The organism is Shewanella sp. 10B, from assembly GCF_023475885.1.
Taxonomy (GTDB): domain Bacteria; phylum Pseudomonadota; class Gammaproteobacteria; order Enterobacterales; family Shewanellaceae; genus Shewanella; species Shewanella mangrovisoli.
Window position 1 is genome coordinate 275,894 of record NZ_JAMDJO010000001.1, and the last position, 23,086, is coordinate 298,979.

The window sequence follows — 23,086 nt, forward strand, 5'->3', positions numbered from 1 at the left end:
GTGTAGCGGTTGATAAAGCCACTAACGACGCCGCACTTTATGGAACCAAGCTGCACTCAGCGGTTTTGCATTCACACTTCGCACTAACAAAAAGAGCTTTTATGAAATTTGACACACTCGGCTTATCTTCCCCTATTTTGAATGCGATAGCTGAGTGTGGCTATCAGCAGCTCACGCAAGTGCAGCAGCAGGTGATCCCCCTCGCGCTCGAAGGAAAAGATATTATGGCCTGCGCCCAAACGGGCACGGGTAAAACCGCATCCTTTGCCTTACCCGTACTTGAGCAACTGTCAAAGCAGCCAAATGATAAGCCTCTGCTTAGGGCATTGGTGATGACGCCGACCCGGGAGCTGGCGATTCAAGTTTGCGCTAACATTCAGAAATACAGTCAGTTTTTACCCCTGAAAACCTTAGCCGTTTATGGCGGCGCGAACATGAATCCGCAGCGTAAAGGGGTGGAGCAGGGCGTCGATATTCTGGTGGCGACGCCGGGGCGACTATTCGACATTATTGGCCAGTTCCATTTAGATCTCTCGAGTGTGACCACCTTAGTGATCGACGAAGCGGACCGCATGCTCGATTTAGGCTTTGTGCGTGACATTGAAAAGGTAAAACGCCTTATTGCCACTGAGCATCAAACTATGTTGTTTTCAGCCACCTACAGTGATGCGGTAAAGCAGCTTTCCCATAAGATGCTTAATCAACCCGAGTGGGTGAATGTGGCCGAAAATACCACGGCATCCACGGTTGAGCAGCTAGTTTATCGAGTCGATAAACGCCGCAAGGCCGAATTATTGTCTGAGCTTGTCGGGCGCAACAATTGGCGTCAGGTGCTGGTATTTGCCAGCACCAAGGAATGCGCCGAACATCTATTACAGGAACTCACCCTCGATGGGATCAGCGCAGGCGTGTTCCACGGCGATAAAACCCAAGGCGCGCGTAATCGCGTGCTCGATGATTTTAAAGCGGGCAAACTGCGGGTGCTGGTGGCGACCGATGTGGCGGCGCGCGGCTTAGATATTCAAGCGTTGCCCTTAGTGATTAACCTCGAATTGCCATTCCTTGCGGAAGACTATGTGCACCGTATTGGCCGCACCGGCCGTGCGGGACTCTCGGGGCGCGCGATATCATTTGTGTCTCCAGCCGATGATGAGATGCTGGCCGAGATTGAGGCCTTGATTGGCCAAACCCTGCCAGTGACGGTACAGCCCGGTTACGAGGAAGGCACACCGTTGCCTGCCCGTTACCGTGAGGCGCCGACGGCCACCACTAAGACTGCTAAGTGGAATTACAAGAGCAGTCGAAATACTGGGGCTAAAGGGGCGGGCGGTAATGGCACTAAAGCTAATGGCTCGAAAGGCAACGGCGCGCGAGGCAAGGGGGGCTTTGGCGGCAACGCCGGATTTGGCCAATCGAGCGAAAGCCAAGCACGGGCGCGTAAATCGCCAGCCCGTGAAGGTAAATACGCAAAAAATAAGCCGAATACTCCAAAGGGTAAATAATCCCTCAGCTTCCACTTATCCATTTATCAGCGCGCCATTGGCGCGCTTTTTGTTGAGCTTTTACGGGATAATCCCTACACTCGAGTGCCCTCAATTCTGTTCGTTGCCATGAGAGTGCCGTCCATGATAGTCAAAGCCATTCCCACCAATATCATCACAGGTTTTTTAGGCGTCGGTAAAACTAGCCTGATTAAACAGCTCCTTAAAACCAAACCCGAAGGCGAAACTTGGGCGGTATTAGTGAATGAGTTTGGCGAAGTGGGGATTGATGCCGGGTTGATGGATGCTAGCGACAACGGCGTGCAAATTCGTGAGGTGGCGGGGGGCTGCATGTGCTGCGCCGCAGGTGTACCGACTCAAGTGGCCATTAATCAACTGATCGCCCGGGCTAAGCCCGACAGATTGCTGATTGAGCCGACGGGGCTTGGGCATCCCAATGAAATTATTAAAGTGCTCAGTGCGCCCCATTATCACAATGTTATCAGCTTGCAGAGCACTCTCTGTCTTATCGATGCCCGCAAATTACGGGATGAGCGCTACCGTGGGCACGACAATTTTATCCAGCAGTTGCACGTCGCCGATGTAATAGTCACCACGAAAACCGATTTATACCCCGAGTTTGAAGCGGCTGAGGGCGGGCGCTTGGCGGACGACTTAAGTCAATATCTGAATGAGTTACAGCTGAGTGATACTCGCGTGATTGAACATAATACGTCACAGGGATTGTCCGCAACTTTGCTTGACTGCCTTAAACAGCCACGGCGTCAAAAAGCCTCGAATGGCAAACTCGCCGCTTTTCGACCCGTGACAACATCCTCAAGTCTTTTGCGTAATAGTGGCGACAGCTTAGGAGCACAGGGCGTTTTTGCCGAGGGCGCGAGCGAGCAAATATTCCAATTCGATGCACGCGGCCTAGTGCGTAAACACAATCAGGGCGAAGGCTGTTTTAGCTGCGGCTGGGTTATTGAGCCAATGCAAGAGTTTGATTTTGATAAACTCATGCAGTTTATCTCGGCACAGACTCAAGGCCATTCTGCACTTTTGCGGTTAAAAGCGGTGATGATCACCAGCGATGGTATTGCTGGGATCAATTGGAGTGATGGCGATATGGCGGTGACTGAGCTGGATGATAGCCTAGATTCGCGCTTAGAAGTGATTGCGACCCAAGCGCTCAATTGGGATGAGATTGAGCAAGGTTTATTGGGTTGCTTAGCGCGCTAGGCTAAGTGAGCCAGTTAATCTGAAGTTGGGAGTCGTGTTACTCGGTCAGCATAGTATCTGGGATAGACACGCCTCTTGCCTTTGCGAGGTTCGCTAATTCACCGCTTTGCACCATATCCTGCAAAAACAGATCGAAACTATCCAGAAGCGGTTGAAATTGTGCGTATTTTGGAAATGCCATAAAGCCATCTTGAGTATCAATCGCGGGCGAAAGTGGCGCGATAGCCTGTGGGATCTTGATTTGTGCCAGTAAGGCTTGAGTGTTACGCACATTGCTGGCAAGCAGGTCGAGATCGCCACGGGATAAACGTTCAATGCCACTCTTAAGATCGGCAAATTCATTGACTGTGAGCGACTTAGTGCGCTCGTTAAACAGATAGCCGTAATTCCAGCCCTGCATCTTACCAATTCTTAATCCACGGATACCGGCGTAGTTACCATCCCAAGGTGTGGGATTGTTGGTTCTGGCGTAAAAGACAATGTCATCGCGGTAAAAGGCGAGGGAGGAAAAGGCTAAAACTTTCTGCCGAGCCTCGGAAATGTAGGGGCCAATCAGAATATCCGCTTGCCCTCGCTCGACCATAGATTGGGCGCGGCGCCAAGGCGCAATTTGATAGTGAATCGTCACTTTTTTCTGTTCGGCAAAGCGATTCAGAATGTCCACACCTAAACCGCTGTATTCGCCCTTGGCATTCTGTTCAAAAATCTGGCTAAACGAGGTACCGACGGCAAGCAGCTCCTCTGCCTGTGCGGGCGGGCACAGGCTTGAGAGGATAAAAAGGCTGTAAGCGATAAGCACTCTATTAAATGCCATTGACGGTTCCTTTATGACTACTATAGGAATTTAGTTCAATTTTGAGGTAGTTATTAGGTAAATGTTCTTTTTCCTCAATACTGGCAAATTGTACACCGATTTTTATGCTTATTTGCAGTTTGCAAAGCGACATTACAGAATAAGAGTGTTTCTTTAAATGGAAGATAAGCGAATCAATTTATTAGTATTTTACGAGCCTTTTAATCTGGCTATACCTGTTTCAGTTTGTATCTTGCCAAGTTTGATAACGGGTAAAGGGTGTTGATATTCAGGCAGGCTCAAGCAAACTGAGTTATGCTGCGCCGCCAATAGGTATTTTTCGATAAGAAGTGAGCCAATGAAATTACAGCAAGTAGATAAAACGGTTTACCGTAGCAATATGAACCTGTTTATGGTGGCCTTAGTGCTGGGGCTGATAGTTTTATCCTTAAGTTTTGGGGCGGGATTGATTGCGCTCTTTGGTGTCCAGGCTGTGCCCGGTGAGCCGACGGGGAATTTCCATTGGAACCTACTCGGGGTGATTTTGGCGGTGTTACTCTGTAGCGCCATAGTGTATCAGCTTAAGAGTAAACCCTTCTTTAGAGAGATTTATTACGTCTGGCAGTTAAAGCAGCTGCAAAATCGCATTTATCGTAAGCTGAGTAAAATTCGGACCGCGGCGGCGGATAATGATGTAAACGCCTTGATTACATTACTTTTTTACTTCACCAGTTTACGCCAAGTCTATCTGCTCGATGATAATACCTTGACCTTATCCAGCGTCGATAAGGAATTAAACCAACTGCAAGAGCAGTGCAACGCCTTGGGATTAACGCTCTCGGCCGAGCAATTTGAAGTAGCGCTGTTAGCGGGTTTTTAGTGACATTTGTGCCAAGCACCCAATAAAAAAAGTGAGTGCCTACACACTCACTTTTTTCGAACTTACTTTTTAGAAATCACTTTTTAGATAAGCCTATTGGGGTAAGAACTTACGTTTCTTATTACGCCCTAGAAGACCCAGCCCATTAGTGTGCGGCTTGCTGCGCCCGTTGCAGCGTCAGTAACCACTTACCATAGATATAAATCCCCACAGCCGAAATGGTGCCGATCGCGGCGATAATATACCAAGCCATGCCGATATTGTGGCTATGGTAGAGCAGCTGAGTCAGATCGTGGGCGTTTTCGCCAGTAAAGCTGACTAAGGTGGTAAAGGCTTCCCCTTGCGGGATAGCGTTCACATCCGCTGAGCTCATGCCGCGCTCGAGTAATAACTCGCGTGAGAACAATTCTTTAGAGGCAAAAATCTCATAGAGTTTAGGGCCGAAATAGCCTTCTAAGCCCCAACCAATCCCTTGCGGTAGCATCACAAAACCAAGGTACATGGCTTTTTTACCTTCGGGGGCAATGTTACCCATGAACTCGTTTTTCTTCGGACTTATCATCATCTCGCCGATGGAGAACATGGCAATGGCAAGCACGATAAACCAAGCGGCATGGAAGGCGCCGATAAACACAAAGGCTAAGATACTGAGTAAACAGCCAATCAGCATCGCCGTGGTGATGCGGTACTTGGCGGTAAGGGCGGCAATTAAAAAGCAGCTGGTCATAATCAGGCCGGCGTTAAGGTTGAGCATGCCTTCTGGCATGACCTTAGTGCCTTCGTTATTTAACCCGAGCCAGAACTGTAAAATACCGTTGCTGGTGCCTTCGCTGCCAAACAGGCTGGTCACAATCACGCTGGTATCGACCCACTCAGAAATATGAATGGGTAGTACGTCGAACAGGGCATTGAAGAGGAACCAAAAGCCAGAGAACACTAACATGTAATAGATGACTATAGGCTTTTTCAGTTCATGCCAAGCGTCGCGCCAGAGGGCTTCTTGTTTAATTTCGCCGGATTTTATTTGCTGATTACGGGCGATGCGCTCGGCCTTACCCGGCTCGGTATAGGTCAATAAGAACAAGAAGTTTAACGAGATAATCGCGGCGCAGGCGTAAAACACATTATCCCAAGAAAGCTGGCGCATATGTACGGCAACCAATGGCCCTAAGAAGCCACCAATATTCACCACTTGGTAAAATATTCCCCAGGCCATGGAGGTATTATTGCGATTGGTTGAGAGTACTAAGGTGCCTTGAATGCCGGGTTTAAATATCCCAGTGCCGATGGCGAGTAATAATGATCCCGATAAGAAGCCCCAAAAACTGGGGAAGAAAGCCATGGTCAGATAGCCCATGATTTTAATCACGGTTGAGGCAAAAATGGTTTCCTTGTAGCCGACCCTGTCGGAAATCCCGCCGGTAAACACAGGCACAAAGGTCTGCATAATGGCCCAGAGCGAGATAATGATGCCATAGTCGCTGAGGCTGATCCCCAGACCGCCCGCCGACTCGGGGGCTTTGGCATATAAGCCTGCACTGGCTTTGACACCGTAATAGGCGATACGCTCGACCAGCTCCATGCCGCCCACTAACCAAAAAATATAACTTAGGCTAGTGATGGAGGCCCACATGCCTAACTGCTTGACTTCGCGCAGATCATTCTCTGCATTTGGACTATTGTGACTCATGTCCTTCCCTTTATTATTGTTATTGAATTTAATTCCACTAATTCATTATTAATTAAATGGTTAACTCAATTGTTTAGGCAAATAATGCCTAGGTAATTAACCGATTTCGGGCAATTTAAGCCTACACTTTACCTAATTAAGGGTTAAATACCAAAAAAGTAGTGAAAAATGATGAGTTTCGCCACATCTGTTATTAAGTGATGCTCGCTTGTTGCAATCACGGAATAAATGTGTGCAAGCAGTAAGGTATTGTGCTGATTAGTTTTTGTTACAAATCCACCTCATTCAATCCCTTTGGTATTAAGGCAAAATTTAGGTACAATCCTCTGCCGCATTTTTGTTCATCCACTATTTTATCTGTGCGAATACAGTCAGAATAATGTAAGTGCGCGCCTTGCCTTTATTTTTTGTGAGATTAGGTTATGACTGCTATTTCCGCTGCCGCAACGGACCAACGCCTGCTGCAAGAGCCGATTGCTAAGCTTTTCTGGCGCTATACCATTCCAACGATCGCCTCTATGCTGGTGACTGGGGTGTATGTCACCATTGATGGTATCTTCGTTGGCCATTATCTCGGCGAAACCGGGTTGGCGGGCATGATGCTGGCCTATCCCGTGGGCGCGATTCTCTATGCCGTCGGCGCCATGTTCGGCATGGGCAGCGCCGCGTTAGTCTCGATTAACTTAGGGCAAGGTCATGTCGCCAAGGCGCGTAAGTTGCTCGGCAATTCCTTTAGTTTATGTTTACTGGCGGGGGCATTTTTTGCCTTAATCGGCGGGATCTTTTCTCGAGATATTTTAATTGCCCTCGGCGCCGAGGGGGAGATACTCGAAAACGCTAACGAATACCTGTTCTGGTATTTTGCCTTATGTCATTTCCCTATTATTTCAATGGCATTTACCACCTTGCTGCGTAACGACGGTCGCCCCTCCATGGTGACCTTTGTGTTGATCTTAGGTGGCGTGCTGAACACCTTTTTAGATTGGCTGTTTATTGTGGTGTTTCCCTTTGGTTTGGCTGGGGCGGCGATTGCCACCATGTTATCCCAGGCCGTGACTGGTTTACTCTGCCTGCAGCATTTTTTTGGGGCGCGCACTCAGCTCAAAATCAATCTTGAGCAGATGAAGCTAAAGCTCGATAACTGCCTCAACATTGCCCGTGTTGGCTTGCCAAGCTTTTTGATGAACCTGTATTTGTCGATTGTATTGACCCTGCATAACACCGCCTTTTTATGGGTCGGTGGCCCTCTGCATGTGGCGGCATACGGGGTGGTGAGTTACACCGAAGCGTTTTTCTATCTGATTTTTGAAGGCATTGCCCTCGGTACTCAACCGATTTACAGCTTTAATGCGGGGGCAGGGCGTTTCGACAGGGTTAAGCAGGCACGCAATATCGCCTTTGGCATGACCCTACTCACCGCGGCACTTGGCTTAGTGTTGATTTATTCCCGCCCCGAATGGTTGGTGTACCTGTTTGCCGGTGACAACCCAAGCTTAACGCCGGTCGCGATTGAAGGAATGCGTTGGTATTTCTGGGGCTTACCGATGGAAGGCTTGATTCTTGTGGGCGCGAGTTTCTTCCAGGCGATTAATTGTTCTAAACAGGCATCAATACTCACAGGGGCGAAACTGCTGCTTATCGCCGCCATTATCTATTGTTTTGCCTGGGCCTTTGGCGTGATTGGCGTATGGGTGTCGCTCGCGACCTGTAGCACTATGCTGGTGATTTGGATGTTTATCGCGATGGGGCGGCTCCAAGTGAACGCTAAAGTCTGATGCTGTTTACGCATTATCTTTACCTTCGAAACCGACTTAGTACTGGCGTGTCGGCATGCGCTCTGTTACATTTCGCTGGTTTAATCCCAGCTTAAATTTAGCGCAGTTTTTAGCGTGTTTTTTATACTAAAATACGGCGGCCGACTGACGGTAAAAGCGTGCGGATAGGATAGAATTCTGGGCCTTTTCAGGCTCGTCGTTTGTTATTTATGTTTTATGAGGCTCTTATGCGCACCGCTGCAGTCATCTCTATGCTGTTGTTTGGCGTGTTAACCAGTGTTAATGCCAGTGCCAAGGATAATGAGCTAGTGTTTGCTAGCGATTTTGAGGGTAACCGTTTATCCCAACCTTGGTCTTGGATCATGGGCTGCCAATTTGAGGGCGCGGAGCCCCACAGTGGTGAGAGCGCATTGTTATGTGCCGAAGGCAATAGCAGTATCGTCAGTAAATTCCCTGTCTCCGAAGCGGGCCTGTTGGAGTTTTGGGTTAAGACCCAAAATATCCAAACCCAATATCGGATCAATGTACTCACATCGCCGGTATTAAAACTGGATGCCCAGTGGCAGCATGTGGCGCTAATCGATATTACTCCTGCGACTACCGAATATTTGGCCCACAGGGTGTCGATTGACGACCCGAGCCGCCAGTATATTCGCCTCGATATCGAAGCCATCAATGGCCCCATCAGTTTGGATGACTTAACCCTAGATAAAATTCGCCTCGATATCGCGCTGCAAAAGAACGAGCAAAAAATCATTGGCGGCATTTTAGATAAGCTTAAAGAAGACAAAAACTACGAGGTTCAAGCCGAATCCTTTAGAACTTTGGGTAAAAACTACGCTGCCCAGCTCGAAAGCCAAAGACAGTACCTCGAATATTCCAATGCGATTTACTCGAGCATCACCTTTGTATTGGCGACTTCTGAACGTAATAAAATGTCTAACCCATTGGGTTATAACACCTTTAGGTCAGTCTTAACCGATGCTAAGCGGGTGGCATCGCCGATCCAACAGGCGCGTTTAGGCTCTATGGTCAAACCCTTTGGTGACTTAGCCACGGCTACCTTAAATGTGGTGAGTGCGGGCGCTTATTCAGCATTTGCCGAACCCTTTAAATCTTTCCTCGCGGCCACCTTCGACCGCTCAAACTATGACAACAGCGACTTAAGCCGCAGTGATAAAAAGTTTGCCGAGGAAAACGGCCTTAAGATTTATCAGCAGGCCGAACGCTTTATGGCTGAAATCGAAAAAGAGTTGCAACAGGTTACGGCGCTCGACAACGATTTAGTCAATATGCAGAAGAACTTAGATACTTTCCGCAAGGATTTAGATAAGCATCTGCGTAGCTATCTGCAGCATGCCAGCATTGCACGTACGCCCGAAAACTACAGTAAGGTGATGAGCAAAGATGAGCAAACACGGGCGCAAATTATGGCCGATGTGAATGCCAATATCAGCGCCAAGGCCGACGCCTTATTAGCCGCAAATAGCAATGCTGAGTTGGTGCAATACATGATTAAAACTACTGAAAAAATGGATGAGTTTCAGGAGTTTAAGGAGCGCTTCAATCAAATCACCTCGGCGATGTTAACCTTCTACGATCGATTTGAGCGCTCGATTGCCGCCGAGCAAAATCCCTTCACCGACCCAAGCGATAGGGCGGTATGGGAACAACATGCCCAAAGTGCGCGCAACTATATTCGCCAATCGAAGGAAGCCTTTACGAAGGCCTTTATGTAGTTGATGCTTATCGCCAAGAGGTCGTAATGGTCTAAATCACTTGGCTTTTTCGATGTTAGCTTTGGGGTTATCAAGGATATAACAGGACGTCAGAAGCATATTCGGTTCGTAGGCAAGGATGATGAGTCAACCCTATACAAGCACTCGATTTGACACAGATACCGCCACCATGGCGGTTTTCGATCCCGCGGCATTAGCCCATCGCTTTAAGCGTATACTTTATTGTCTCGTCTAAGGTTCTATCCAATAGAAAAGCCGCCTAACTGAGGCTGCTTTTTTGTAGGTGTGTTGGGTCATTACTCCCATGGATATTCTCAGTCACTGTAGACTGCGTTTACATTGAGGCATCGTCGGTTATTTTTTCTGCACATATTGCTGTAGCACAGCCAACATGGATGCGCCCGATAAGCCGATCATCAGGGCGCCATTTACCGCTTCGATTGGGCCTAATAATTTCCATTTTTCACTCATCACAATATCGCCATAGCCTAAGGTCGCGAAGTTGACCCCAGAATGATAAATCGCATCATGCAGGTTATTGAACTCGCCGAGGAAGAGAAACAAGCTGCCCCAAGCGACGATTTGTAAAAGGTTACCCAGCATTACTATGCTGGTGATACCGAAAAGTCCTAATACTCCTGCGACTAAACTATCGTGGTCTAGTAGCCGTTTATTGTAGAAACGGATGCACCACATAGTGGCAAGAGATTGCAGTAACATATTGATTAATATGATAGGTAGGCCAACCACTAATGCTGATAACATTCTATTCTCCTACGGGGGCTTCTGAGGCTGGGCGGCCTGCTGGCCATTTCTGCTCCAGTGCGATAAAACACAGCCAACCATAACCAGCGACCAATAAATAGAGGCTGCAACGCATGGCGGCCGCTAACCATACATCTTTACCATTCGCACTGTCGGCAATGGCGGGGCCAAATAAGATGAGGGCGGTGATCCAACTATTGCTCCAAAAGGAAGGGGGAAACCCCGTTGGCACTAATTGAATAAGCCGACGAGTCAGCCACATGGTCATTAGTCCCAGCATCAGCACTAACATCAATAACGAAGGCCAAATACTGAGTCCCATCCACAGGGCGAATGCCAACAAGGCGCCCATTAAGGTAGAAAGCACGAGTTCTCTGCCTGCTTGTTTGGCGTTTAGCAGAGTACTTTGCTGCGCTAACATCACTGTCTTCATCACGGCGGGGATATAAAACGCCGGATCGCTTAGCGCCAGAAGCCATACAGGGATCACTATGATGGTGGCGCGGAGGGCCAACCGCTTGGGATGCTCTGGGGGCAATAGGATAGGTTTTTCTGCTGCGGCCACGGGGGCGGGCGGAAACAAGGCATGGGCGATGCCATTCACTAACGTGCCAATCAATACCCCGATGGCGATGAGCTGTGCAATCGCGAGCGCCACGGCTTGCTCTATTAAGCCTGCAATCGGAATGAGGGTAATCGCCATTGTCAGCAACATGGCTAGTACGCCTTTACCTGTGACCGAAATAAGCATTAAAAAGTACAGCAATAATGCGACTAATAGCACCGCGGCTAAGGTGTAATAACTCAATAAGGGGACTAATAAGACGCCCGCAGTCATGATAAGCGACAAGAATACACCGCCAATAAGGCCTTTTTTTAAGCTCAGTGCTTCGCCGGGCATGCATAGGATGACCCATGCCATAATGCAACCCAGGTGGGGCATGGGCAGGGCTAGACCAAAACACACAAACGCGGCTAATGAGATGCCAAGGCTAATTCTGAGTACTGTACTGTCTGCGTGATGCATATCAGGCCTCAATACAGATAGGAGAAGAGGCTCATTACCCGAATATACAGTGCGCCTAGCGGGTTCATCAGGCCATGTTCTTCGGTATAAACCAAGATGTCGGCTTGGCCTCCTACACGCAGGTTAGCTGCGGGGGGCATATCGTCCGCTGAGAACGACACTTTTACGGGGAAGCGTTGTGCTTGGCGCAGCCAATCGCGGCTATTACTGACCGTCGGCAGTGAACCGACGGCCTGCTTTTTACCATCATCCACACCATAACCAATACTGCGTATTTGTCCGCTAAACAGTTGTCCAGGCATGCTGTCGAGCAGGATAGAGACTCTGTTCCCCACTTTAATATTGCCGAGATTGTTTTCGGTCAGATCCGCGGAAATCCACACATCGTGGATTGCAATCAGGGTCATTGCGGGGGCGCCCGCGTTGATAAACTGCCCCACATCGGTATTTAAGTCAGTGATCACTCCACGGTTTGGGGCGACGACATGGGTATTTTGTCTATCGCGCTCGGCTTTATTTACCGCCGAACGAGCACTTAATAGTTGTGAGTTGTTTTCACCATTTACCCCGGCTGCCTCAATGGCGCGCCTAACATCGGCTTCGGCGGCTGTGACTTGGCTGCTGGCGGTTTCTCGCGATGCTTGTGCGATTTCGAGTCGGCGTACTGAAATAGCCCCCGGGTCTTGGCGATAGAGGCGTTCTTGCCGCTCGGCATCTTTCACTGAATTATTGTAAGACGCGCGCATGGCTTGTAATTTCGCTTCCGCCGCCTTAACGCCTTCGTTATTGGCTTTAACGCTATTTAGTACTGTTTCATAGTCCGACTTGGCTTTGGCAAGTGCAATATCATAGGGCTCAGGATCGATATCGAATAAGGGATCACCCTCGGCGACATCTTGATTATCCTGCACATAGACTTTCAAAATCTGCCCCGTGACTTCGGTGGCAATCGGCACCACAAAGGCTTGGACCCTTGCCTGTGAGCTATAGGGGGTCATTCTGTCGGCCAAAAGGTACCAGAGCAGCAATATTACTATGAGTGCCAGAAGGCCAAGGGTGGCATATTTACTCGCCTTTCCCGGAGTCGCGGTACTGTCAGTCATTCACAATTCCCTTTTGAATAGTCGATGTAGGCTGGGCATTAGGTTGATAACCCGTTTGGGGCTGGTTTGCATCGGACCGTGGGTTATCGAGATAGGGCACCCATTCATCACGCGTGCGAAGTTTTTGATCAACAGCGGGAGTCACTAACGGACGTTGCCGCCCCGGTTCCCACCCGCCACCAAGCGCTTTGTAGAGGGTGATGAGATTGCCAATATGGGCGCCGCGACTGTTAACGAGCCGTTCCTGTTGGCTGAAGAGGGCGCGCTGCGAATCGAGTACACGCTGAAAATCCGCCATACCTTCGCGGTACTGGGTATTAGCAATTTCGAGTGAACGACTCGCTGCTTCACCTGTTTGTGTCAGCAAGGTTATTTCGGTTGCGCTGTTGGCATAAGCGATGGCGGCATCATCAACTTCCCGCGCGGCCTTAAAAACGGTTTCACGGTAGCGTTCGTGTAACTGCTCAAAGCGCGCGTCTTCCACTAAGATTTGGTTGGTTAATCTCCCGCTGTCGAGGATATTCCAACTAATGGATGGCCCAGCCCCCCAAGAGAAAATGCTATGGCCGCTGCCCGTTGCACTTAATCCTAGCGTTCCGGCTAAGGTGATGGATGGATACAGATCGCTCTCGGCAATACCAATCAGCCCAGATTGGGCGGCAAGTTGACGCTCTGCGGTTCTGACATCGGGGCGGCGCCGTAATAAATCGGCGGGCATTTCAGCAACTAAGGCCAATTGCCCCTGGGGGAGTACGCCCGTATTGCTTGCCATTTCGGGTAATGCCCCTGGCGCCCTTGCCAGCAGAGTGCTGAGTGCATTTTGGCTTTGGCGCAGATTCGTTTCTAGCTGAGGGATGGTCGAGAGCGTGCTGAGATACTGCGTCTTGGCCTGCTGCACATCCAGCTCGGCGGTATTACCGCTGTGAAACTGGTGCTGAGTAATTTCTAAGCTGCGCTTTTGGATCTGCGCATTCTCATGGGCAATTTGCAGCCGCGCCTCTAAGGTGCGAATGCTCACATACAGCTGTGCCACTTGCGCAATCATCAACACTTGCACATCGTCATATTGGGCGATAGTGGCAAAGTAGTTGGCATCGGCAGACTCGATACTGCGTTGAAACTTGCCCCAAAAATCCAGTTCCCAGCCCAGATTAAATGCCGCGCCATAACTGCTACCTGAGGTAGTGTTACCGCTTTGGGTTTGGCCAGCGCCCAGCCATTGTGCTGTGGCTTGGGTTAACTGGGGATTTTTAAGGCTTTCCGCGATACCCAACTGGGCTTGCGCTTCGAGAATGCGTAGCCCTGCGATCCGCACATCAGGATTTTTCTGCAAGGCCTCGTCAATCAAGCTGCTTAGCACTGGGTCGTTCAGTTGCGACCACCATTGATGATAATCGCTGGCCGCTGTCGCACCGCTAAAGAGGCGTGAGCTCGCGCTCTGCCAGCTTTGGACTTCTGGCACATCGGGCCGTTGATAATCAGGACCGAGTACAGTACAACCGCTGAGCAGAGCACATACCCCGCCTAACACGAGGCGGGGAACAAAGTGATCAATTGTCATCTTGCTCTCTCAATCCCTCTTCGAGACCTTCATCCACCCACATCATAAAGATGCGGTAGCCGATAGACAGTAGCGTGGCGCCAATAAACATCCCTAAAATACCGCTGGTGGCCATGCCGCCTAAGGCGCCTATGAGCACCACTGGCATGGGAGCATCGACTCCACGGCCGAGGAAAATAGGCTTGAGTACGTTGTCCACCGCACCCGCAAGGATCAGCAACACGGTATAGATGATACTGCCTACCGTGCCGTTATCGCCCGCCATCCAGATATAAGCAATCGCTGGAAGCGTCACTAAAAGCGCGGGGATTTGGGCAATCCCTAATATCAAGACCAAGATAAAGAAGATACCCACCAAGGGGATACCCGCGAAGGTCATCACAATGCCGATTAACAAGGCTTGAATGAAGGCCACGCCAATAACGCCTAAGGCGACGGCACGAATGGTTGAAGAGCAGATATTGACTAGTTTGGCGCCGCGCTCAGGACCAGCAATCCGAGTGGCAATCCGAGCCGAACTTTGTGCACCAGAATGGCCATAAGCCATCATGATGCCTGCGATGATGAAGGAAAACATACTCATCAACAGACTGGCACTGATGCTGGCTAACGCATGAATGACTTGCTTGGCAGCATCCCCTAAGTGCGGTTGTAAGCTTTTGACTAACGAGGGTAAATCGGTCGATGCTTTCAGCCAAAAGTCATAAATCTTAGCGCCAACAAAGGGAATATTGGCAATGCTTTCCTTTGGAGTAGGGACTTCAAGAGTATTTTGATTCACGCGCTCAACCAAGCTACCCATATTATCGGTCATGGAGCTAACCATCATGATGGTCGGTAAAACTAAGATCATTAACCCTATAACAATCAACAAAGTAGCGGCTCGACCTTGCTTATCACTCAGCCGTTTAGCGATACGCTGGTGAAAGGGATAAATGACCACGGCTAAAATCACTGCCCAGAGCATGATATTTAAAAACGGGGAGAAGATGGTGTAGCAGAAGGACGCTAGAGCGAGGAGCATGCCAAACTTGATAAACATGTCCATAAATTTAGTGACGATTCGATTTTCAACCGCGATTAATTCGTTGTTTTCCATTCCGTTGTTACCTCAACGAGTTATAAACCTATAACTTGAATCATCTGTATTGCTACAGAACGGCAGATCCCTGATGTTACTGTGTTGGTGAAGACGATTTAGTACTTTATAGCGACCCGCTTACCGTAACGCTATTCAAGGTGTCAGACTGATAAATCCCCTGTATTCAGTAGAGTGAGCCCTCATTCCAGCTCTCGATATTTTGGTAAGTTACATATTAGTTCATGTTTGTGAATTATTTGGTAAATTCCACCATTAAAGTGTGATGACCATCTAATAAAACGTTCAGTGAGTCAGCAGGTTGCAAGCCTGACATATATTCTTGATTGCTCATTTACGCTGCGGATGTATGCAAATTTTTGAGGTCAATACAGCCGTGATTGCCTCGCTAAGTGATAGGTTTAAGCGGAAAATACCTGCTTAAGAAGAGTAAGGGTACTGAGATGAGTTATCTAAAATAGTAATGGCTGAATAAGTTGGTGACTTGGGTCGTTTTAATTTAAGCAGAGCTTAAAATCTTTATCTAAGCGATTTATTTGTTCGCTCATGCCCCAAAACTAGCAAGTTTGTCGTCAGGTGTGCAGGATGAATTGTCATTGTTTCCCCAGTGACACGCCGCCCTTTTATTTTACAAGAAGTATCCTTATAGGCTCGACGGCGGCATTTGCAATACATGGAAGTGTAAATGCCGCGTTCACATGACCGATGATGTTCCCGACATCATACTGGCATTTCCCATATCCCTATGGGTCAGATGTGAAAGAGCGGCCATGCCGCCAACGGTCACTGTTGCAACAACAATCTTTACGACCATTGAACTGTTCATCCGGCTAAAAGCTTTTTTGCCCCAAAGCAATTCAGCACTCCATTTTTGCCCACCACTCTAATTGCATATATGCATGAGATTTTATAATCCATATGTGTTCAATTAAGCGCACCATTTCCTAAAATTTAAGTGTCTATTCATCACAACCAGAGGAGGTTTGTATGGACGCTTGGAATAAAGGTCATCCCATGGGACAAAAACGACCTTTTAAACTGGAAGAGATTTGGCGCATTCGCACTCGTTTAGAGTTAGAGCATAATATTGCTGAGTTAGCGTTACTGAATTTAGCCATTGATTCAAAATTGCGCGCTTGTGACTTACTGCATTTGAAAGTTCAAGACATTACCTCGGCAGGCATCATCAATCCGCGAGTGCGATTATCACAGCGTAAAACCCATCGTGAAGTTCAGTTTGAAATTACACCACCAACCCAACATTGTCTGACCTCTTGGTTACTTGAACAGCGGCTCGTCGCTGAGGACTACATATTTCCAAGCCCAAGATGTGCTCATCAACCGATGAGTTACAGCTATTACCGCGCTATAGTCAAAAACTGGGCGCATCAGTTAGGCCAAAATAGTGAATTATACGGCACGCATTCACTGCGCCGAACCAAAGCCACATTGATTTACCGTAGAACGAAAGATATTCGAGCCATTCAAATATTACTTGGCCATGTCAAGTTAGATAACACCGTCCGCTACTTAGGTGTAGAGATTGAAGATGCACTTCGAATATCTGAGTCTATTGAAATGTAAGGACGCTGAGGCAATATGCACTTTTAGCAATATTGTCTCGGTTATCTGTGGTGCCGGTAAACAATGACTTCTTATTTATCGTAGCAAACGTCATCACAACATTTGTAAGCGCCTAGAATAATTAAAGTGTTTCGTTAGTGTTGTGAAGATGTTTTTAATTTTGTATTGTGATTTGACAAAAAAAGGAACTTACACTAAGGGAATGTCATGTCACCACTGCTGACAACGTTGCGCTGTAAAACATTGTTTACTGCTTTTATGTTATTGCTTGGATTGGCATGGATTATACCGAGTTATGCGGCGCTGGTTCCTGATACACCTACGCTCAGCGGAAGTAAATCAAACTCAATGATTGATTTGCATTGGTACATTGGGTGTGAAATAACCTCTGCAAATATCCAAGAATCAACCGATAATGTTTCGTGGAGCACCGTTTACACAGGACTGGGTAATGCGGATGGCGGTTCGTCATCGATGTTAATGGCACGAGCTGTTGTCATTGGCGATGGCTCGGGAACAGTATGTTCTGGCTGGACAAACGCCCGTTATATTAATCTTTCCGGAAAAACACTCTCGGGATATTACTATCGCATCAATGCTTGTAAAGGCACATTATGTAGTGGTTATAGTTCGTCTCTTCTCGTTGGTACCCCTTCTATACCAACAACACCATCGGCCCCGACATCAATATCTGTTCCAGCAAGTAACGCAACAGGTGCCTTCAATGTGACTTGGTCTAGCATCAGCGGCGCTACACGTTATGAATTACAGCAGCGCGTTAACGGTGGCGCATGGGCCACTAAGTATTCTGGAACGGCCACCAGTTATGCTTTGTCGGGGCTTGCTTCTGGTACTTATCAATATCAAGTGCGGGCTTGCTCAACGGCGTGCAGTGCTTGGAAATTATCCAGCAATACTCAGGTTAGCTTGCCTGTGCTTGGAAGCGACTGGAAAAATTTATCTCGGGTAACGGTTGCCGATGCGGGTGGCAGCGATATTGAGCCCGCAGAAGGTGTTGACTTAAATGCCGCAGCGGTTAAGGGGCAAGCCAGCGTATCGGGTGGTCAAGCAAGTTATCACATTCCTATCGATTTACCGCCAGGACGTAATGGCGTTCAGCCTTCTATATCGCTTAGCTATAACTCCCAAGGGGGTAATGGCATTTTAGGTGTGGGTTGGTCACTCAATGCCGGTTCAAGTATTAGTCGCTGTGTTGCAACCTTTGCGCAAGATGGTTTTACCCGTGCGGTCACCTTTAATGCCTCGACCGATAGGTTGTGTCTTGACGGGCAGCGTTTAATTGTCGTGAGTGGCAGTTATGGGGCAAGCAATGCTGAATATCGCACTGAGATGGATTCCTTCGCTAAAGTGGTACAGCACGGCAATATTAATGACAGTAACAGCAGTTTTACCGTCTATAAACCTGATGGTAGTCGAGCTACCTATGGCGCAAACGCTAATAGTCGCTTTGTGCCAAGCGGCTTAAGCACTGCACTCAGTTGGAAGATGACCCAGGAGTCTTATTCCAATGGCGCTAATACCATCGATTATCAATACGATACGAGCGTGGCGGGTGAGCATCTTCTTAGCCAGATTTTATATACAGGTGGTTTGGGCGTATTAGGTGATAGGAATATCACATTTTATTATCAGCCTCGGACTGACAAGCGTAAAAGTTATCTGGCCGGAGGGCTAACAACCAGTACTCGTTTGTTATCAGAGCTTAAGGTCAATGGTGCAGGAGGACAATTAGTTCATCAATATCAGTTTGATTATCAACTGAGTCTGGCTAGCGGGCGCCACTTATTACGAGCGCTAGCGCAGTGTGATGCATTAGGACACTGCACACCGCAAACTCAACTGACTTGGCGCGATAGCGCATCGACAGTTAAGGCCGATGAACTCCTTATTGGTGGGCAAGCGGTATTTTCAGGTGAGTTGGACATTAATAAAGTGACCCCGCATGGCGATGCTAATGGTGATGGTTCCACCGATTTCCCTGGATATGACTCAAATGCAGAGCAGGACATGCTGGGTCAAAATGGTTTTACCCATGAGAAAGCTTGCTACAACGATTATGTCTCCGATGGCTGGATTTGTGTTGCATTCGATGCGGACCATGACGGTAAAGTCGACCCCTTTAAATCCATCAACAACATCTTACATATTCAATTATCTGCATCAGGGTCAGCTTCGTATGTGTCAACGGGTATCCCTTTTAATCCGAATCGCTTTCCAAGCCCTGATAGGCTAATGAGTGCGATAGACCTCAACGGAGATGGGGATGTTGACCTGATGGTCTTTACTGTTGTGAGCGGTAAAGGCTATTGGCGAGCTTATTTAAATACGGGTAACGCATCAACGCCTTATTCCGCGAATTCCTTTCAATTAATCCATGAGACCGCAATAGACCCCAAACTGGGAAGTTGGCCAGCAAGACCTGAAGTTGATGTCACTATGGCGGGTGATATTGATGGCAATGGGATGGTGGATTTTGTGGTGTCAAGCTTGGGCGGCAGTGGTGCGGCGAATGCCCCTGTCCCCGTGTTGCGAAGTTTCATCTTAAATAACAGCACACCGCAACAATGGAGTGTGCAATGGTCAAGTGCTCCAACTTATCCATTCCATACTGGGGATGGTTTTCATTTTTTCCAAAAGCTGATTGATATTAATGGTGATGGATTAGCGGACATTATTTCTTGGCGAATGGTAAATAATGACCGCGTGATTGGTTATGAACTTAATCAAGGACGCGCCACGTTTGCCCCTTGGATGGCATTTGCGGGCAATCTGCATTTGAAAGAGCGTTTTCATTATGTGGTGGTCACGGCGCAAGAGCCTATGGATGTGATTTACCCCCAATACTTTGACAGCATGCAAACGGCTGACATCGATTTAGACGGTATTGAGGAGATATTACTTCCAGGTCAGAGGGTGATTACAGGTTGTGCCTATGTGATGTTTCCCGGTGGGACTTCGGGCAGCGGGATTAAAAGGACACTCTGTGGCGATGCGCTCTATGGGGATATGCCTGTAAACAGTTTTAATACGGTTCCCAGCAAACCGATTGCCAGTTCAGATTTTGATGATTCGATTTATCAATACGATGCGATTAAATTCGTGTTGCAAGCCGATGGCCGCTGGGGGCTAACAAAGCAATCCACCCCATTCTACGGTTCTGCCCATGAATCCCGCTTGGCGGATGCATTTGGGGATGGTCTGGTTGATATGCTCACAACCTATGGGCCACGCGTGCCTGGCACAGGACAGTTTAACGAAACGTGGATACAAAACCCGGGTTCAAGCATGTGGGGCACGCGCTATGGCGCTTACCTCAGCCGTAACTATGGCTCTGGTAACGGACAAACTACCAACGATTATGCTGCTACAGATTACCTGCAAGCCGTTACTGACGGTCTAGGTAATCGTAGCGAATGGCGTTATCGCCCACTGTCAACCGGAGAAGGCAGTGCGGACCAAGCTAAGCTTTATACTACAGACCACAATGAGGTTGGTTCCGGTTATGTCCATTTCGCCTCCAGTATGTATGTGGTGCAATCCTTCAAGCAAAGCAACGGACAGGGTGGCGAAAATGAAACCCAATATGCCTATAAAGGCGCGATGTACAACCTGCAAGGACGTGGCTTTACCGGATTTAATCAAATCTGGGAAAAGGATATGCTGCGGGATAAGACAGTGCATAGCGTCTTCAAGCAGAAGTTTCCTGAGGTGGGATTGCTGATATCACAGACAGTGGTCGCACCGAACAAAAATGGTGTAAAGGGCACTGTGGTTGAGCTAAAAAATACCTGGGTCGATAACCCGCAGCATAAGGCAAGCCTAGTGCGCAGCAAAGGTGTGTACCACAACATTCAGACCAGCTCGCTGCAGAAGTCCTGGGATCTGGATGATGGGAGTCTGATGTCAGAGATAAAGCAGACGGTAGGAACTAGCCCTACCGATGTGGATGAGTGGGGCAATATTAAAAAGCAAACTCAAACGGTTACAGATTACATAAAGGGTAAGGCGAATACCTATTCCAGTGTGACGGAAACTGGTTATGTGCCCGATATTAATAATTGGTGGCTCAATAAGTTTAACTGGATAAAGACGAGCCACAGTACTGCTCAGCGCAACTGGGGAGATGATCCGGTTGGCACGATGGATAAGGCGCAGTGGCAATTGCAAACGGTCAATACCTGGGATAGCAATCATAAGTTACCCACTAAAGTGACTTTTACCGCCAGTAATAGCAGTTGCAATCGCGTTGAAGAAACCGGATTAAACAGTTACGGTCTGCCACTGTGGACTAAAACCACAGGGCAAAGCAGTACGTGTATTGCCATGGCGGCAAGGCAAACCAGTTTTACCTACACCAAAGACGGCACAACTCAGGCTGACGATGGTTATCTGCCTTACAAGGTCACCAATGCCAAGGGCCATATCAACACCACCGAATACAATATGGGGCTAGGACTCCCCACCAAAGTGATAGCGCCTAATAATATCATCACTCAAACCGAGTACGATGGTATCGGTCGTCCGGTGCAGGTCAAACAGACGGGCAGTCCAACCCGCTATTTGCGCTATTTACTCGCCAATGAGGGTAATAATCCGCCCCAGAACAACGACAATATTCCTGTGGTGATGACCCGCACCAGCGGCGCAGGTATGCCTGAAACGGAGCAGTATTTTGACGGCCAAGGTCGTTTACTGCGCACCGCAACCCAAGGCTTTGACGGGGGCTATCAATATCAGGATAAGCATTATGATGTGCTCGGCCGCTTAACCCGAGATTCGACGCCCTATGGTAACGGCACGGCGGCAGACTATACCGAGTTCAGCGATTTTGATGCGCTTGATAGACCCGGCAGACGCACCATTCCTAATGGGCGCTCCGGTGGGCTGGAGTCCCTATACACCTATAACGGGTTAACCACCGATATCAATGTCGAAGGACGCTTGATGTCGCGTACCTATGGTCGTCAAGGCTGGTTATATGAAACCGTGGATGCGCAAAATGGCACCAACCGCTTTGCTTACGATAGTGGCGGTAGACCGTTAGTTATCCGCGATGCTAACAATAGTGATATCAAAGCAACTTACAACGGTTTTGGCCATAAAACCCAAGTTATCGACCCTAACCAAGGCACCACCAATTTTGGTTACAACAGCGTAGGCGAACTGGATAAGCAAACCGATGCCAATGGCGTGGTGCAAACCTATGTACTCGATGTACTGGGCCGTGTCACCAGTAAAACCACCACGGGCGGCAGTGCACCAGGTACGGCGACCTTTGTGTGGGACACCCTCAAGCAAGGCTTACTCACCTCTGAAACCGAAAACGGCGTCGCTCGCACTTATGCCTACACAACTGCGCTGCAATTGGCGCAAACCACAGTGACCGTTGATGGAGTGAGTCGCACAGTTAAACATCAGTACGATGGCTTCTATGGTCGTCCTAAGGCACTCGAATACCCGAACGGCTTAACGCTCAAATATAGCTATAACGATTATGGTTACCTCGAGCAGACCAGCAATGCTGCTTCTGGCTATCTCTATCGTCAAGTCACAGCCATGGATGAAGCAGGCCATATCACAGGCGCTGAACTTGGTAACCGGGTGATGTCGGAATCACGCAGTTATTACAGCGAAGGCACCATGGCGAGTGTCGAAGTGGATGGCCCGCTGGGGCGTATTCATGCGCACTACTATGATGGTTACGATGAGTTTATGAATCTCACCAGTGAACGTGATGGGGTGACAGGCCTAACTAAGAGCTACCGTTATGACACGCTTAATCGCCTAAGCGAGTATCAGTTTAGCAATAGCAACCCGACCTTTAGTGCCACGGTTAACTATGCCTACGATAAGGTCGGGAACTTCCTTAAGAAAACCGACTACAGTGCCAATAGCAGCACTGCCTACCGTTATGGCGGCAATGCCAGCTGTGCCGCGGGCAATAATGCCGGCCCCAATGCGGTATGTCAGCTGACTAAACTCAATGGCACCACGGTGAGTTTTCAATATGATAAGCGCGGCAATTTGCGTGTGGGTGATGGTCTCACCATGACCTACAATGCCATGGATAAGCCACTGAGTGTCTCTGGCCGTGGTGCCACCACCAGTTTTGTCTATGGCAGTGATAATATGCGCGCCAAGCAAAGCCGTACGGTCGGCAGTGCAACGACAACCACTTATTATGTCGATAAGTACTATGAAGCCGACAGTGATGGCAGTTGGCGTGCCTACTTAGACGATATTGCGGTACTCAGTTATACCTCACAGCGTGGTCATTTGCTGCAGTTTACCTCAAGGACAGACTCGGCAGTGCCACCACCTTAGCC

The 23,086-nt window shown here is 48.5% G+C and carries 14 protein-coding genes; 7 read left to right on the top strand and 7 right to left on the bottom strand.

The window, feature by feature from the left end:
• Window positions 1–101: 101 nt before the first annotated feature.
• Window positions 102–1,502 (top strand): DEAD/DEAH box helicase, encoded by a 1,401-nt coding sequence (locus M0415_RS01170; RefSeq protein WP_249555940.1) that lies wholly within the window; start codon window positions 102–104, stop codon window positions 1,500–1,502.
• Window positions 1,503–1,625: 123 nt separating this feature from the next.
• On the top strand, window positions 1,626–2,723 hold the full coding sequence (locus M0415_RS01175) for a CobW family GTP-binding protein (protein ID WP_249555939.1): 1,098 nt from the start codon (window positions 1,626–1,628) through the stop codon (window positions 2,721–2,723).
• A gap of 37 nt (window positions 2,724–2,760) precedes the next feature.
• Here M0415_RS01175 and M0415_RS01180 read toward each other — a convergent pair whose 3' ends face one another.
• Complete coding sequence (locus M0415_RS01180; protein ID WP_249555938.1) at window positions 2,761–3,537, bottom strand: substrate-binding periplasmic protein; 777 nt, start codon at window positions 3,535–3,537, stop codon at window positions 2,761–2,763.
• A gap of 337 nt (window positions 3,538–3,874) precedes the next feature.
• Between M0415_RS01180 and M0415_RS01185 the strand changes: the two genes are divergently transcribed.
• A complete protein-coding gene (locus M0415_RS01185) occupies window positions 3,875–4,396 on the top strand; it encodes a DUF3087 domain-containing protein (protein ID WP_249555937.1) in 522 nt (173 codons plus the stop codon).
• A 145-nt stretch (window positions 4,397–4,541) separates the two neighbouring features.
• Here the strand turns inward: M0415_RS01185 and M0415_RS01190 are convergent, their stop codons facing one another.
• Window positions 4,542–6,086 carry an MFS transporter gene (locus tag M0415_RS01190; protein WP_249555936.1) on the bottom strand — a complete coding sequence of 515 codons (1,545 nt, stop codon included), beginning with the start codon at window positions 6,084–6,086 and terminating at the stop codon, window positions 4,542–4,544.
• A 422-nt stretch (window positions 6,087–6,508) separates the two neighbouring features.
• Between M0415_RS01190 and M0415_RS01195 the strand changes: the two genes are divergently transcribed.
• Both M0415_RS01195 and bdpA read left to right on the top strand, forming a co-directional pair.
• Entirely contained in the window at window positions 6,509–7,861 is a 1,353-nt protein-coding gene (locus M0415_RS01195; RefSeq protein WP_249555935.1) for an MATE family efflux transporter, read from the top strand.
• A gap of 227 nt (window positions 7,862–8,088) precedes the next feature.
• Window positions 8,089–9,600 carry a BAR domain-like protein A BdpA gene (gene bdpA / locus M0415_RS01200; RefSeq protein ID WP_011717784.1) on the top strand — a complete coding sequence of 504 codons (1,512 nt, stop codon included), beginning with the start codon at window positions 8,089–8,091 and terminating at the stop codon, window positions 9,598–9,600.
• Between the two features lie 354 nt (window positions 9,601–9,954).
• On the opposite strand, the gene M0415_RS01205 is transcribed toward bdpA, so the two are convergent.
• From M0415_RS01205 to M0415_RS01225, 5 genes are all read right to left on the bottom strand, one after another.
• Entirely contained in the window at window positions 9,955–10,365 is a 411-nt protein-coding gene (locus tag M0415_RS01205; protein WP_220053542.1) for an ion channel, read from the bottom strand.
• A 1-nt stretch (window position 10,366) separates the two neighbouring features.
• Window positions 10,367–11,287, bottom strand: a complete 921-nt coding sequence (locus M0415_RS01210; RefSeq protein WP_249555934.1) for a hypothetical protein — start codon at window positions 11,285–11,287, stop codon at window positions 10,367–10,369.
• A gap of 113 nt (window positions 11,288–11,400) precedes the next feature.
• Window positions 11,401–12,495 (bottom strand): HlyD family secretion protein, encoded by a 1,095-nt coding sequence (locus M0415_RS01215; protein WP_249555933.1) that lies wholly within the window; start codon window positions 12,493–12,495, stop codon window positions 11,401–11,403.
• A complete protein-coding gene (locus tag M0415_RS01220; RefSeq protein ID WP_249555932.1) occupies window positions 12,488–14,056 on the bottom strand; it encodes an efflux transporter outer membrane subunit in 1,569 nt (522 codons plus the stop codon). Before M0415_RS01220 ends, M0415_RS01215 begins: the two co-directional genes overlap by 8 nt.
• A complete protein-coding gene (locus M0415_RS01225) occupies window positions 14,046–15,155 on the bottom strand; it encodes an AI-2E family transporter (protein ID WP_249555931.1) in 1,110 nt (369 codons plus the stop codon). Before M0415_RS01225 ends, M0415_RS01220 begins: the two co-directional genes overlap by 11 nt.
• A 987-nt stretch (window positions 15,156–16,142) precedes the next feature.
• On the opposite strand from M0415_RS01225, the gene M0415_RS01230 reads away from it, so the two are divergent.
• Both M0415_RS01230 and M0415_RS01235 read left to right on the top strand, forming a co-directional pair.
• Window positions 16,143–16,739, top strand: a complete 597-nt coding sequence (locus M0415_RS01230; protein ID WP_249555930.1) for a tyrosine-type recombinase/integrase — start codon at window positions 16,143–16,145, stop codon at window positions 16,737–16,739.
• 726 nt (window positions 16,740–17,465) lie between these two features.
• The gene (locus M0415_RS01235) at window positions 17,466–23,084 is read left to right on the top strand and encodes a SpvB/TcaC N-terminal domain-containing protein (protein WP_249555929.1); all 5,619 of its coding nucleotides are present in this window, start codon (window positions 17,466–17,468) and stop codon (window positions 23,082–23,084) included.
• Window positions 23,085–23,086: the final 2 nt, after the last annotated feature.